We start from the raw sequence: 13,147 nt of genomic DNA on the forward strand, positions 1-13,147 counted from the left end.
TCCAGTGCCAATGGGGCTGCTTTGCAGCCCATCGCGACACAAGGCCGCTCCTACAGGATTCACGCGATCCCCTGTAGGAGCGGCCTTGTGTCGCGATGGGCCGCACAGCGGCCCCAAGTATCTACCAGGTAACGCCAAAGCCAGCTGTATAGCGAGTCTTGTCCAGGTCACTGTCCCGCGTACCGGTGATGATGTCCTTCTCCGCCTTGAGGTTGAGCGATGCCCACTCGGTGACCTTGTAGCGCAGGCCAACCTCGGCATCCAGCGCATAATCGGCCACGCCACCCAGTGGCTTGGCGAACTCGCCGTTGGTGAACAGCTGCACGTTCTTGCCGATCAAGTAGCGGGTGTAGTCCCACTTCACCGCCGCGGAATAGAAGTTGTCCTTGGCGCCATCCTGGTATTCGAAGTCGGTGCGGTTGATCAGCGAACCCAGCGAGAACGCGCCCAGCTCGTTGTCCCAGAACTGGTAACCCGGGCCGGTACCCACGGTGCGCTGGCGGGCGAGGTCTTCGATGCGGTCACGCTTGTACTCCACACGCCCCTGCCAGAACCACTTTTCGGTGAGGAAGCGGTCCAGGGCGTACTCGGCACTCCAGTTGTCGGTGGTGGTGACGTCGTCCTTGGTCTCGCGGTTGTATTCGCCTTCGGCGTTGTGCCGCCAACGGCCATGGCGGGCGCTGGTCTTGAAGCCGACATCGTAGTCGTCGGTGTCATTCTCGGCGCGCTTGTAATCCAGGGCCACATCGACGTTGCCTTTCCACACGAAATCCTCGACCAGGGGCTTGGGCTTCATGATCTGCTCGATGCTGGCAAGCTCCACGGTCTTCGGCGCCTCGCCATTGGCCAGGGTCACCTTGCCGGGCTCGGCGGCCTTCAGCGACTTGGCGCGCTCACCGCTGTAGGCGTCCTGCTTGACCAGCATCTCCTGGTCGCTCTCCAGGGTCTGGACCTCTTTCCAGTCCAGGGCGATGGAACCGCCATAGGGGGTTTCCAGCAGCAGCTTGCCGCCGTCGAAGACTTTGATCTTGCCGCTGAGCCGGTCACCGTTTTTCATCCAGACGGTGTCGGCGAACACCGGGGAGGCGCACAGGGAAACAGCAAGCAGGCACAACAGGGATCTAGAATACATAAGCGGGCTATGATCTGCGGACTACGGGTTCGATTTGGCGAAAAAAGCCGGGCATTATCCAGATAACCACGACCAGAGCAAGGAAAGACCGGGAGCATGCCGTTGAGTTCAACTCTCATTTGCCAGACCGCCGGTCCGGTTTCATCTGCAGCCCAATGGGGGCCTGATGTCTGACGGATATGAGCACGCCCTGGACTCCGCCGAGGGCCGACGAACGGCGCTGTATTCGGTACTCGGCCAGGTGCCGGCCGGCAAGGTAGTCAGCTATGGCCAGCTGGCCGAGCTGGCGGGCCTTGGGCGGGCGGCACGCTGGGTCGGGCGCACCCTTGGGCAACTACCTGCAGATACTCGCCTGCCCTGGCACCGGGTGCTTGGCGCTGGTGGCCGGCTGAGCCTGGCACTGGGTACCCCGTCGGGGGATGAACAAAGGGCGCGACTGCGCGCGGAGGGTGTGAATGTAACCAACAATCGTGTGGATATGACGCGCCATGGCTGGCGCCCGATGGAGCACAGCGGTTAGAGTGCGCGCTTTGTTTTCGCAAACTTGAGGCAGATGTTGGCCCATGCCCCGTAAAACCTGGCGCGCTGCGCTTGCTGCATATGCCAGCCCGTCAACCTTGGTACTTTTGCTGCTCGGCTTCGCCGCCGGTCTGCCCTACATGCTGGTGTTCTCCACCCTTTCGGTGTGGTTGCGCGAAGCCGGCGTGGCCCGCGAGACCATTGGATACGCCAGCCTGATCGGCCTGGCCTATGCCTTCAAGTGGGTGTGGTCGCCGCTGCTCGACCAATGGCGCCTGCCGCTGCTCGGCAGCCTTGGGCGTCGGCGTTCATGGCTGCTGCTGTCACAGGCGCTGGTGGTGGTCGGGCTGGTCGGCATGAGCCTGTGCGACCCGCAGCAACACTTGTCATGGCTGATCGCCCTGGCGGTGTTGGTGGCCTTCGCCTCCGCTACCCAGGACATCGCCGTCGATGCCTACCGCCTGGAAATCGCTGACGACCAGCGCCAGGCTGCGCTCGCCGCCAGCTACATGGCCGGCTACCGCGTGGCGGCCCTGCTGGCCACGGCTGGTGCCCTGTTCTTTGCCGAATGGTTCGGCTCTACCGGTTTCAGCTACCTGCACAAGGCCTGGGCCGGCACCTACGTCATGTTTGCAGTGATGATGCTACCCGCCGTGTTCACCACCCTGATCATGCGCGAACCGCCCGTACCCATGCGTACCCAGCTGTCGGCAGCGCGCTATGGGCTGGTGCACCAGCTGGCATCGGTGTTCGTGCTGATCATCCTGCTGGTTTCAGTACCGGCCAGCTTCACCCAGATGTTCAACACCGGCTGGTCCAGCGTCATCTCCGGTGATGCAACGCCACTGGACCTGTTGCTGGAAGACCGTGCCTTCCTGCGCCTGATCCTCTACGTGCTGCTGACCTGGGCGTGCCTGTCGAGCCTGGGCCGCCGCGGCCTGGCGCCGGTGCTGACGCCGGTCAACGACTTCATCGCACGCTACCGCTGGCAGGCCCTGCTGCTGCTCGGCCTGATCGCCACCTATCGCATGTCGGATACGGTGATGGGCGTAATGGCCAACGTGTTCTACATCGACATGGGCTTCACCAAGGACCAGATCGCCAGCGTCAGCAAGATCTTCGGCCTGATCATGACCCTGGTCGGCGCCGGGATCGGTGGCCTGCTGATCGTGCGCTTCGGCATCATGCCGATCCTGTTCATCGGCGGTGCTGCCTCGGCGGGTACCAACATCCTGTTCCTGATGCTGGCCGACATGGGCCCGAACCTGCAAATGCTGGTGGTGACCATCTCGCTGGACAACTTCAGCTCCGGCATGGCCACCTCGGCCTTCGTCGCCTACCTGTCGAGCCTGACCAACCTGAAGTTCTCGGCTACCCAGTACGCGTTGCTCAGCTCGATCATGCTGCTGTTGCCAAGGCTGATCGGGGGCTATTCGGGGGTCATGGTGGAGAAATTCGGTTACCACGACTTCTTCCTGATCACTGCCCTGCTGGGCGTGCCCACCTTGATCCTGATTGCTCTGCAGTGGCGCCAGGAGGCGGGGCCGGGTAAACCGGTGGGTGAGGAAAGTTCAGCAGCGCAAAGGCCCTGAAGAAGCTGTACCGCCTGTATCGGCCTCTTCGCGGGTAAACCCGCTCCCACAGGTACAGTATTGCTCTCGAGAGCTGTGCAGTCCCTGTGGGAGCGGGTTTACCCGCGAAGAGGCCGGTTCAGGCAATGAAGATTACTGGGTAACTGCCCCGGCTCGCCCGCCCACCACAAACCACAGTGGCCACAGCGCCAAGGCCCCCGCCACACCCGCCGCCAGGGCAAAGTGCAGCAAGCTGGCCCCGGCACCAATCATCGCCAGTAGCGCCCCACCCAACCCCAGCAAGGCAATGGTGATCATCCCCAACATGGCCGAGACCAGGCCCTTGCTCTGCTCGCTGGCGAACAGCGTCATGCGATACAACACCGCGTTGGCCACGCCCAACCCCAGCGCGTACAGCGACATGCCCGCCACCACGCTGGTCACGCTCGGCCAGTACCAGGTCGCCAGCACCATCAGGCACAGCCCGGCCAGGTATGGCCACAATGCACCACGCACCAGTGCCGGCAGCGGATAGCGGTCGGCGATGCGGTTGATTATCAGGTTGCCAAGGATCAAACCGCCAAACACCGGCAACTGCCACAAGGCGTATTCCATGGTGCTCAGCCCCTCGTCGTGGATCAGCAGCACCGGTGACAGGCCGATCCAGCCAATCAGCGGCAGACCGACCAGGCCCAGGGCCGCGCTACCAGCGACAAAGCGGCGGTTGGCCAGCAACTGGCCGTAGCCAGCCAGCAGCGGCAGCAGGTGGATCGGCGTGAACGCCAGGCGAGAGCCGTCACGACGCTCCACGCCAAGCGTTTCCGGCATCAACCGGTACAGCAGCAGCCAGGCCAGAACCGCGCCAATGGCAAAGGCCACGAACAGCCAGCGCCAGTCCAGCCACTGCAGCAGCAAGGTGCCCACCAGCGGCCCGAGCAATGGCGAGAGCAAGGCGATATTGGCCAGCAGGGCCATCATGCGCACGGCGTCCGCTTCGCTGAAGGCTTCGTTCAGGGCCGGGTAGCTGACCGTGACCACAAAGCCCAGGCCGATGCCCTGCAGCAGGCGCAGCAGGTTGAACAGGCCGATGTCGTGGACCCAGAAGGTGGCCAGGCAGGCCAGGCCGAAGAACGCGCAGCCGATCAGCAGCAGCGGACGCCGGCCATAGCGATCGGCCAGCGGACCGATCAGCCATTGCAGCACTACGCCCCCCAGCAGGTACAGGTTGAGCGCATGGGGAATGTACTCGGGGCTGGCGTTCAGGTCGCCGACCACCACCGGCATGGCCGGCATGACGGCATCGCTGGCCAGGTAGGTGAGCAGCTCGAACAGGGCCAGGGTCAGGCCGAACAGCAAGGCGCGCAGGGGGGTGATGTACAGCAATGGTTTCATGATGGCGTATCAGGTGTGGCAGGTGAGGTCAGGCTATATGCCAGAAATGGCGGGGTATTGCTGTGAACAAGTGTAATCAGGGGAGAAAAAACGGGGCCGCTGCGCGCCCCATCGCGACACAAGGCCGCTCCTACAGGGGTTACGCGATTCCCTGTAGGAGCGGCCTTGTGTCGCGAAAAGGTCGCGAAGCGGCCCCGACCGATGACAACACGGTATTACTGCGCTGCAGTTTCCTGCACCACGCGAATCACACGCTGCGGGAACGGAATGTCGATCCCTTCGGCCTTCAACCGGTCACGCGCATGCTCGTTGAGCATGAACATCACATCCCAGTAATCGGCGGTCTTGGTCCACAAGCGCAAGGACACGGTGATCGAACTGTCGCCCAAGGTTGCGACCACTGCCTGCGGCGCCGGGTCGGGCAGCACGCGAGGGTCCTGCGCCAGCTCCAGCAGCACGTTGCGCGCCTTCTGCAGGTCGGCCTCGTAGTCCACGCCCACATCGAACACCACCTTGCGCGTCGGCTGGCGGTTGGTGTTGGTGATGATGCCGTTGGACAGGCTGCCGTTGGGCATGATCACGGTCTTGTTGTCACCGGTGCGCAGCACGGTGTGGAAGATCTGGATGCTGTCGACGGTGCCGGCCACGCCTTGCGCCTCGATCCAGTCACCGATGCGGAACGGGCGGAACAACAGGATCAACACGCCACCGGCAAAGTTCGCCAGGCTTCCTTGCAAGGCCAGGCCGATGGCCAGCGTGGCACCACCAATCGCAGCCACGAACGAAGTGGTCTCAATGCCGATCATCGAGGCAACGCTGATCGCCAGCATGACCTTGAGGATTATGTTGGCCAGGGTGCGGATGAAGCCCTGCAGTGCCGGGTCTTGTACGCGCAAACCCACCAGCCTGGCGAGTCGATCACTGACCACGTTGGTAAGCCACCAGCCGATCGCCAAGGTCAGCAGTGCCAGCAGCAGGCGGCTGCCGTATTCCATGATCAAGGGGACCCAGGTCTGCGATTGGCGGACCAGCTGATCGACTTCAGCGTTCAAATCCATATTCATCTCCTGATGCCGAACGGCATGTACACGTATAGCAGGCCGCCGTCGGTTCGGCGGCCTTGGCCCCCATGGACATCATTACGCCATCGGGGTTCCGGACAACCCTGCGATCAGTCGCGGAAGTTGTTGAACTGCAATGGCATGTCGAATTCCTTGGTACGCAGCAGGGCAATGGCTTCCTGCAGGTCGTCACGCTTTTTACCGGTAACGCGTACCTGCTCGCCCTGGATGGCGGCCTGCACTTTCAACTTGCCATCCTTGATGGTGGCGACGATCTTCTTCGCCAGGTCCTTGTCGATGCCTTCGCGGAATTTGGCTTCCTGTTTCTTTTCCTTGCCCGAGGCGTACGGGTCCTTGGTTTCCAGGCACTTCACATCGATCTTGCGCTTGACCAGCGCCAGGCGCAGGATTTCCAGCATCGCTTCAAGCTGGAACTCTTCCTCGGCGGTGAGCATCACGGTCTGCTCTTTGTCCTTGAACTCGAAGGTGCCCTTGCCCTTGAGGTCGTAGCGACGGTCCAGGTCCTTGATGGCGTTGTCGACCGCGTTCTGCACTTCGTGCTTGTCCAGTTCCGATACCACGTCGAACGAAGGCATGGTTGTTCTCCCAAAATAAAAGCGCGCTCAGGCTGAAGATGGAGCGCGCTGGGTTTGACGGTTAAAATGCGGGCTCATTATAACGGGTTGCGAAACGCATATGAGCAGCACCTGGCATATTCTCGGCGCCGGTAGCCTGGGCAGCCTGTGGGCTTGCCGCCTGGCGCGCGCGAGCAAGGCAGTGCGCCTGATCCTGCGTGACGGGCAACGGCTGAAGGCCTACCAGCAGGCCGGCGGCCTTACCCTGGTCGAACAGGACCAGCCCCGCCACTACGCCATCCCCGCCGAAACCGCGCAGGCACACGGCCCGATCCATCGCCTGCTGGTGGCTTGCAAGGCCTACGACGCCGCCCCGGCCATAGCCGGCGTGGCAGCACGTCTGGCCGAGGGCGCCGAAGTGGTGCTGCTGCAGAACGGCCTGGGCAGCCAGGACGAAGTCGCCGACCTGGTGCCCCACGCGCGTTGCATCTTCGCCTCAAGTACCGAAGGGGCGTTCCGCGAGGGTGACTGGCAGGTACGCTTTGCCGGCCACGGCTTCAACTGGTTGGGTGACCCTCGCAACCCGACGATCCCGGCCTGGTTCGATGACCTGCATCAGGCCGGCATCCCCGCCGACTGGACGGTAGATATCCTCACCCGCCTGTGGCGCAAGCTGGCACTCAACTGCGCCATCAACCCGCTGACCGTGCTGCATGACTGCCAGAACGGCGGGCTGCTGGGGCATCTGGGCGAAGTGGACGCCCTGTGCGCCGAGCTGGCCCAACTGCTGCGCCGCTGTGGCCAGCCAGAAGCGGCAGACGGGCTGGACGAAGAAGTACAGCGGGTGATCCTCGCCACTGCGGCCAACTACTCTTCCATGTACCAGGATGTACGCGCAGGCCGGCGCACCGAGGTGCACTACCTGCTTGGCCACGCCTGCCGCGCCGCCGGCCGGCATGGCCTGCAGCTGCCAGAGCTGGAACGCCTGCTGCAGCGCCTGGTCGATAACCTGCGTGTGCGTGGTTTGCCCTGCGACTGACGCGGCCCTTTCAACCGGATACGGATATTGCCCAACCCATGACCTTGCGCCAACGCCTGGAAAACCTCCCGGTCGGGCAGAAGCTGCTGGCAGCCCTGCTGGTGTTGCTGGTGACCATCCTGCTGGTGGCCAACCTCACCTTCATCAGCGCCGCCTACTGGATCACCCAGGAAAGCATGGCGCCACAGGCACTGCACACCATCGGCCGGCTGGTGGCCAACCCGCAGCTGGCCGCACGCGCCGGCGATGCACCGGACACCGCCAGCGCCCTGCTCAAGGAACTGGACAGCTACACACCGCTGCGCGCCGCCGCCGTCTACGGTGGCGATGGCCGCATACTGGCGCAGCTTCAGCACGGCGAGCCGCTGGCCCTGCCCAGGCGTTTTCGCGACATCGACGGCTGGCGCCTGATGGAGTTTCGCAGCACCCAGCTGATACGCATGCCACGTGACGCCAACCCGCCGGCGCACCTGCTGCTGGTGGCCAGCAGCGAACTGCCCACGGCCTTCTACACCGGCACCCTCAGCGCCAGCCTGGGCATCCTGGTGTTCAGCATCCTGCTGTGGATCGTCATCGCTCGGCAAATCAAACGCCTGATCACCCAGCCGATCAACCAGCTCGAAGAACTCAGCCGCCAGGTCACCCGCGAAGAGAGCTATGCCCTGCGTGCGCAGCGCGGCAACGACGATGAAATCGGCAGCCTTGCCGAAGCATTCAACACCATGCTCTCGCGCATCGAGGCCCGCGAACAGCAGCTCAAGCGCACCCGCGACGAGTTCCAGGAGGCCTATGACCAGGCCCAGGGCCTGGCCGAGGAAACCCGCCACACCAACCGCAAGCTGGAGCTGGAAGTCCAGGTGCGCAGCAAGATCGAGAAAAAGCTGACCGGCTTCCAGAATTACCTGAACAGCATCATCGACTCGATGCCCTCGGCGCTGATCGCCCTCGATGAACAGCTCTACGTGACCCAGTGGAACCACGAAGCCACGGTGCTTTCCGGCACGCCACTGGACGAAGCGCTGAACCAGCCGATCTTCATTGCCTTCGAACCGCTCAAGCCGTTCCTGCCGCAACTGAAGGAAACCGTGGAAAAGCACCGAGTGGCGAAGATCGAGCGGGTCACCTGGCCCAAAGGCGACGACCTGCGCCACTACGCCCTGACCTTCTACCCACTGACTGGTGGCGGCGGCCGTGGCGTGGTCATCCGTATCGACGACATCACCCAGCGCCTGTCGCTGGAAGAAATGATGGTGCAATCGGAGAAGATGCTTTCGGTCGGCGGCCTGGCCGCCGGCATGGCCCACGAAATCAACAACCCGCTGGGCGCGATCCTGCATAACGTGCAGAACATCCGCCGACGCCTGTCACCAGAGCTGCCGCGCAATCAGGAACAGGCAGAGGAACTGGGCATCGACCTGCCCACGGTCAACCGCTACCTGGAAAGCCGCGAAGTGCCGCAATTGCTCGACGGCATCCAGCAGGCCGGTGCCCGGGCGGCGAAGATCGTCACCCACATGCTCAGCTTCAGCCGCCGCAGCAACCGCCAACTGGCGCCATGCGACCTGCCGGCGCTGATCGACCAGGCGGTGGAGATTGCAGGCAACGACTTCGACCTGGCCATCGGCTTCGACTTCAAGGGCCAGGCCATCGTGCGGCAGTTCGACCCCGAACTGGGGCCGGTGCCGTGCACCGCCAACGAATTGGAGCAGGTGCTGCTCAACCTGCTGAAAAACGCCGCCCAGGCCATCCATCAGCGGCCTCAGCCGAGCGAGCCCGGGCGCATCACCCTGCGCACCCGCTTGAACCCGCCGTGGGCAGAAATCCAGGTCGAGGACAACGGCGTCGGCATGCCCGAGGGGGTGCGCAAGCGCACTTTCGAGCCGTTCTTCACCACCAAGGAAATCGGCCAGGGTACCGGGCTGGGCCTGTCGGTCTCGTACTTCATCATCACCAACAACCACAAGGGGCAGATGGAAGTACAGTCCACGCCCGGCCAGGGCACCTGCTTCACCCTGCGCCTGCCCCTCGGCCAGCCGGCAACGGTGACGCCGGCCAAAACGGAGAAATGACATGGGCTACCGCCTGTCGAAGATCTATACCCGCACCGGCGACAAAGGCGAAACCGGCCTGGGCGACGGACGCCGGGTACCCAAGGACCACCCACGGATCGAGGCGATCGGCGAAGTGGACAGCCTGAACAGTCAGTTGGGGCTGCTGCTTGCGGGGCTGGCCGAACAGGGCCTGGATGAAGTGAGCGCGGTATTGGCACCGTGTCAGCACCGCTTGTTCGACCTGGGCGGTGAGCTGGCGATGCCCAGCTATCAGGCGCTGAACCTGGCGGAGGTGGAACGCCTGGAAGCGGCGATCGATGTGTGGAATGAAGAGCTGGGGCCGTTGAAGAACTTCATCTTGCCCAGTGGCTCGGCGTTGGTGGCCCAGGCGCATGTGTGCCGCAGCCTGGCGCGCAGTGCGGAGCGGCGGTGCCAGCAGCTGAATGCGCTGGAGCCGTTGGCGGGGGTTGGGTTGGCGTATATCAACCGGCTTTCGGATCTGCTGTTTGTGGCGGCGCGGATCATCGGGCGGCGGCAGGGGGTGGCTGAGGTTTTGTGGCAGCCTGCCGAGAAGCCGCAGGGCTGATAGTTTTGGGGCTGCTGCGCAGCCCGATCGCGACACAAGGCCGCTCCTACAGGAGAACCGTGTCATCTTGAAGGAATCGCATCACCCTGTAGGAGCGGCCTTGTGTCGCGATCGGGCCGCAAAGCGGCCCCAATTACAGGCAACTCAAATCTCAGGCCAGAACGCCCGAATCCCGGCAACACCCTGTGCCCCCGCATCCCAGGCCTGCTCACGCTCAGCCGGCCCGACCCCGCCCAGCAGGTAAACCGGCTTGTTGAACCCGGCAATCAACCGCTGTGCCTCGTCCCACCCCAGCGGCACCGCCTCAGGGTGAGTCCGGGTCGCCTGCACCGGCGACAAGGTAACGAAGTCCACACCCATCTGTTCCGCCAGCGCCAGCTCCTCGGCGTTGTGGCAGGACGCCGCCAGCCAGCGCTCTCTGGGGAACGGCCGGCCGTTGGCGGCATACTTGCGCAGTTGTGCAGCCGTCAGGTGCCAACCTGCGGCCGGGAAGTCACCCAGCCACTCCAGCGGGCCTTTGAGCATCAGCTGCGCCTTGCCAGCGCACAGGCCGACCGCATCCACCGCCACATCGCGGTACTTGGGGTCGTACATGTCCGGGGCGCGCAACTGGATCAGGCGAATGCCGCTGGCCACCGCTTTCTGGATGCCCTTGAGCATCTGCGGCACTTCCAGGCCATCGGGGGTGATCAGGTACTGGTCCGGCAGGCGCGCGGCCGCAACGATCGGCTTGTTGGCCTCGGGAAATTCGTACAATGGCAAATCGCGCGGGGCAACCCATTCCAGCGGCTGGCCTTCGGCGCCATGCGGCTCGCCGGTGAACGCCTCGACTTCGCGCACATCCAGCAACACCTGCTTGTCCGGGTAGTCGTGGCTGACCTTGATCAGCGCGCGCGAACGGCTCACCTCGATGCCCAGTTCCTCGCGCAGCTCACGGGCCAGCGCCGCCTCGACACCCTCACCCTCTTCCACCTTGCCGCCTGGGAATTCCCACAGGCCGCCCTGGTGCTGGGTATCGGCACGCCGTGCGATCAGAATGCGGCCGTCAGTACCGCGAATGACAGCAGCTACAACATGAATCCGTTTCACCCTTCACGCTCCGCCAGGCCAGCCTGCTGCCAGGCCTGGAAGGCCGGCCACTGGTAAATGGTTTCGATATAGGTCGCCGCCTCGGCAGGCACTTCCACGCGGTAAGTGCGCAGGCGCACGGCCACCGGGGCGAAGAAAGCATCGGCCAGGCTCGGCTTGCCGAACAGGAAGGGGCCACTGTCCTTCGCCGCAAGGCGGCATTCCGACCACAGCGCAACGATACGGTCGATATCGATTTGAACCTCCAGCGGCACGCTGTCCAGCGCCTGGTCACGCGACAGGTCGAACGGCATGGCGCCGCGCAGGGCGAAGAAGCCGCTGTGCATCTGCGCGCAGGCCGAACGGGCCTGGGCCCGGGCAGCCACGTCGGCAGGCCAGAGCTGGGCGTCGGGGTGGCGTTCGTTGAGGTATTCGGCAATGGCCAGCGAGTCGGCGATCACACCGTGCTCGGTCTTGAGCAGCGGTACCTTGCCGGTTGCGGAGAAAGCGAGGAGGCGCTGACGGGTGTCAGGCTGGTTGAGTTTGATCAGTGTTTCTTCGTAAGGCACGCCAGCCAGTTCGAGGGCCAGGGCGCCACGCAGCGACCAGGAGGAATACAGCTTGTCGCCGATGATCAGGTGATAGCTCATGGTTCGGCTCCATCGGTTTGGGAATTTTGGGGCTGCTCTGCAGCCCTTTCGCGACACAAGGCCGCTCCCACATGGGGCGGTGTACGCAGGTCCTTGTGGGAGCGGCCTTGTGTCGCGAAAGGGCCGCAACGCGGCCCCAACTACATCAGGTACGGTATTCGGCGTTGATCTTCACGTACTCGTGGGACAGGTCGGTGGTCCAGATGGATTCGCTGCACTGGCCACGGCCCAGCTCGATACGGATGGTGATTTCTTCCTGGGCCATTACCTTGGCGCCCTGGTCTTCGGTGTAGCTCGGGCTGCGGCCACCTTTGCTGGCAATGCACACGTTGTCCAGGTACACATCGATCAGGCTCACATCCAGCTCCGGTACGCCGGCACGGCCAACGGCGGCGAGGATACGGCCCCAGTTGGGGTCGGAGGCGAACAGCGCAGTCTTGATCAGCGGCGAGTGGGCCACGGCGTAGCCGACGTCCAGGCACTCCTGGTGGTTGCCACCGCCGTTGACCTGCACGGTAACGAACTTGGTGGCGCCTTCGCCGTCACGGACGATGGCCTGGGCCACTTCCATGCACACTTCGAACACCGCCTTCTTCAACGCTTCGAACAGCGCGCCGCTGGCTTCGGTGACTTCCGGCAGGTTGGCCTTGCCGGTGGCGATCAGCATGCAGCAGTCGTTGGTCGAGGTATCGCCATCGATGGTGATGCGGTTGAACGACTTGTTGGCGCCATCCAGCATCAGGTCCTTGAGCACCGCAGGGGCAACCTTGGCGTCGGTAGCGATGTAGCCGAGCATGGTGGCCATGTTCGGGCGGATCATGCCTGCACCTTTGCTGATGCCGGTGACGGTAACGGTCACGCCATCGTGCTGGAACTGGCGGCTGGCACCCTTGGGCAAGGTGTCGGTGGTCATGATGCCGGTGGCAGCCTCGGCCCAGTGGTTTTCCGACAGGTTGTCAAGGGCGGCCTGCAGCGCGCCTTCGATCTTCTCGACCGGCAGCGGCTCGCCGATCACGCCAGTGGAGAACGGCAGTACCGACTCGGCCGGTACGCCGGCCAGTTCGGCCAGCTTGGCGCAGGTACGCTCGGCGGCGGCCAGGCCTGGCGCGCCGGTGCCGGCGTTGGCGTTACCGGTGTTGGTCAGCAGGTAGCGCACGGTGCCCTGCACGCGCTGCTTGGACAGGATCACCGGCGCTGCGCAGAAGGCGTTGAGGGTGAACACGCCGGCCACGCTGGAGCCTTCGGCGCAGCGCATGACCACCACATCCTTGCGCCCAGGGCGCTTGATGCCGGCAGAAGCGATGCCGAGTTCAAAACCCGGGACCGGGTGCAGGGTGGGCAAAGGACCAAGACCAACAGCCATTAGAGCGCTCCTAGAAATTACGGTTGATATCGAAAAGCGGGGCCGCTTCGCGCCCCATCGCGACACAAGGCCGCTCCCACATAGGACGGCCCAGCGTTGCGGCTGTGCGCTATCCCTGTGGGAGCGGCCTTGTGTCGCGA

12 protein-coding genes are annotated in these 13,147 nt (G+C 63.9%); 5 read left to right on the forward strand and 7 right to left on the reverse strand.

Annotation, left to right across the window (positions count from 1 at the left end):
• Positions 1-121 precede the first annotated feature (121 nt).
• The gene (locus JV551A3_RS26285; RefSeq protein WP_112250332.1) at positions 122-1,132 is read right to left on the reverse strand and encodes a DUF481 domain-containing protein; all 1,011 of its coding nucleotides are present in this window, start codon (positions 1,130-1,132) and stop codon (positions 122-124) included.
• Between the two features lie 166 nt (positions 1,133-1,298).
• Here JV551A3_RS26285 and JV551A3_RS26290 point away from each other — a divergent pair, with 166 nt between their 5' ends.
• Both JV551A3_RS26290 and JV551A3_RS26295 read left to right on the forward strand, forming a co-directional pair.
• Positions 1,299-1,652 carry an MGMT family protein gene (locus JV551A3_RS26290; RefSeq protein WP_085592113.1) on the forward strand — a complete coding sequence of 118 codons (354 nt, stop codon included), beginning with the start codon at positions 1,299-1,301 and terminating at the stop codon, positions 1,650-1,652.
• A 43-nt stretch (positions 1,653-1,695) separates the two neighbouring features.
• Positions 1,696-3,243, forward strand: coding sequence for an AmpG family muropeptide MFS transporter (locus tag JV551A3_RS26295; protein WP_112250330.1), 1,548 nt, complete (start codon positions 1,696-1,698; stop codon positions 3,241-3,243).
• 132 nt (positions 3,244-3,375) lie between these two features.
• Here JV551A3_RS26295 and JV551A3_RS26300 read toward each other — a convergent pair whose 3' ends face one another.
• The 3 genes from JV551A3_RS26300 to JV551A3_RS26310 form a co-directional block, all read right to left on the reverse strand.
• Complete coding sequence (locus tag JV551A3_RS26300; RefSeq protein WP_133975255.1) at positions 3,376-4,614, reverse strand: MFS transporter; 1,239 nt, start codon at positions 4,612-4,614, stop codon at positions 3,376-3,378.
• A gap of 215 nt (positions 4,615-4,829) precedes the next feature.
• A complete protein-coding gene (locus tag JV551A3_RS26305; protein WP_046616540.1) occupies positions 4,830-5,672 on the reverse strand; it encodes a mechanosensitive ion channel family protein in 843 nt (280 codons plus the stop codon).
• Between the two features lie 113 nt (positions 5,673-5,785).
• On the reverse strand, positions 5,786-6,271 hold the full coding sequence (locus JV551A3_RS26310) for a YajQ family cyclic di-GMP-binding protein (RefSeq protein ID WP_016713577.1): 486 nt from the start codon (positions 6,269-6,271) through the stop codon (positions 5,786-5,788).
• A gap of 100 nt (positions 6,272-6,371) precedes the next feature.
• Here JV551A3_RS26310 and JV551A3_RS26315 point away from each other — a divergent pair, with 100 nt between their 5' ends.
• Genes JV551A3_RS26315 through JV551A3_RS26325 form a run of 3 tightly spaced genes read left to right on the forward strand, consistent with a single transcriptional unit; the run spans position 6,372 to position 9,926 of the window.
• On the forward strand, positions 6,372-7,289 hold the full coding sequence (locus JV551A3_RS26315) for a putative 2-dehydropantoate 2-reductase (RefSeq protein WP_133975257.1): 918 nt from the start codon (positions 6,372-6,374) through the stop codon (positions 7,287-7,289).
• Positions 7,290-7,327: 38 nt separating this feature from the next.
• Positions 7,328-9,358 (forward strand): sensor histidine kinase, encoded by a 2,031-nt coding sequence (locus JV551A3_RS26320; protein WP_133975260.1) that lies wholly within the window; start codon positions 7,328-7,330, stop codon positions 9,356-9,358.
• 1 nt (position 9,359) lies between these two features.
• A complete protein-coding gene (locus JV551A3_RS26325; RefSeq protein WP_085614292.1) occupies positions 9,360-9,926 on the forward strand; it encodes a cob(I)yrinic acid a,c-diamide adenosyltransferase in 567 nt (188 codons plus the stop codon).
• Positions 9,927-10,070: 144 nt separating this feature from the next.
• On the opposite strand, the gene JV551A3_RS26330 is transcribed toward JV551A3_RS26325, so the two are convergent.
• From JV551A3_RS26330 to argJ, 3 genes are all read right to left on the reverse strand, one after another.
• On the reverse strand, positions 10,071-11,015 hold the full coding sequence (locus JV551A3_RS26330) for a Nudix family hydrolase (protein ID WP_133975262.1): 945 nt from the start codon (positions 11,013-11,015) through the stop codon (positions 10,071-10,073).
• The gene (locus JV551A3_RS26335) at positions 11,012-11,644 is read right to left on the reverse strand and encodes a glutathione S-transferase family protein (RefSeq protein ID WP_112250324.1); all 633 of its coding nucleotides are present in this window, start codon (positions 11,642-11,644) and stop codon (positions 11,012-11,014) included. Before JV551A3_RS26335 ends, JV551A3_RS26330 begins: the two co-directional genes overlap by 4 nt.
• A gap of 145 nt (positions 11,645-11,789) precedes the next feature.
• On the reverse strand, positions 11,790-13,007 hold the full coding sequence (gene argJ / locus JV551A3_RS26340) for a bifunctional glutamate N-acetyltransferase/amino-acid acetyltransferase ArgJ (protein ID WP_133975264.1): 1,218 nt from the start codon (positions 13,005-13,007) through the stop codon (positions 11,790-11,792).
• Positions 13,008-13,147: the final 140 nt, after the last annotated feature.

It is taken from the genome of Pseudomonas inefficax (genome assembly GCF_900277125.1).
GTDB lineage: Bacteria > Pseudomonadota > Gammaproteobacteria > Pseudomonadales > Pseudomonadaceae > Aquipseudomonas > Aquipseudomonas inefficax.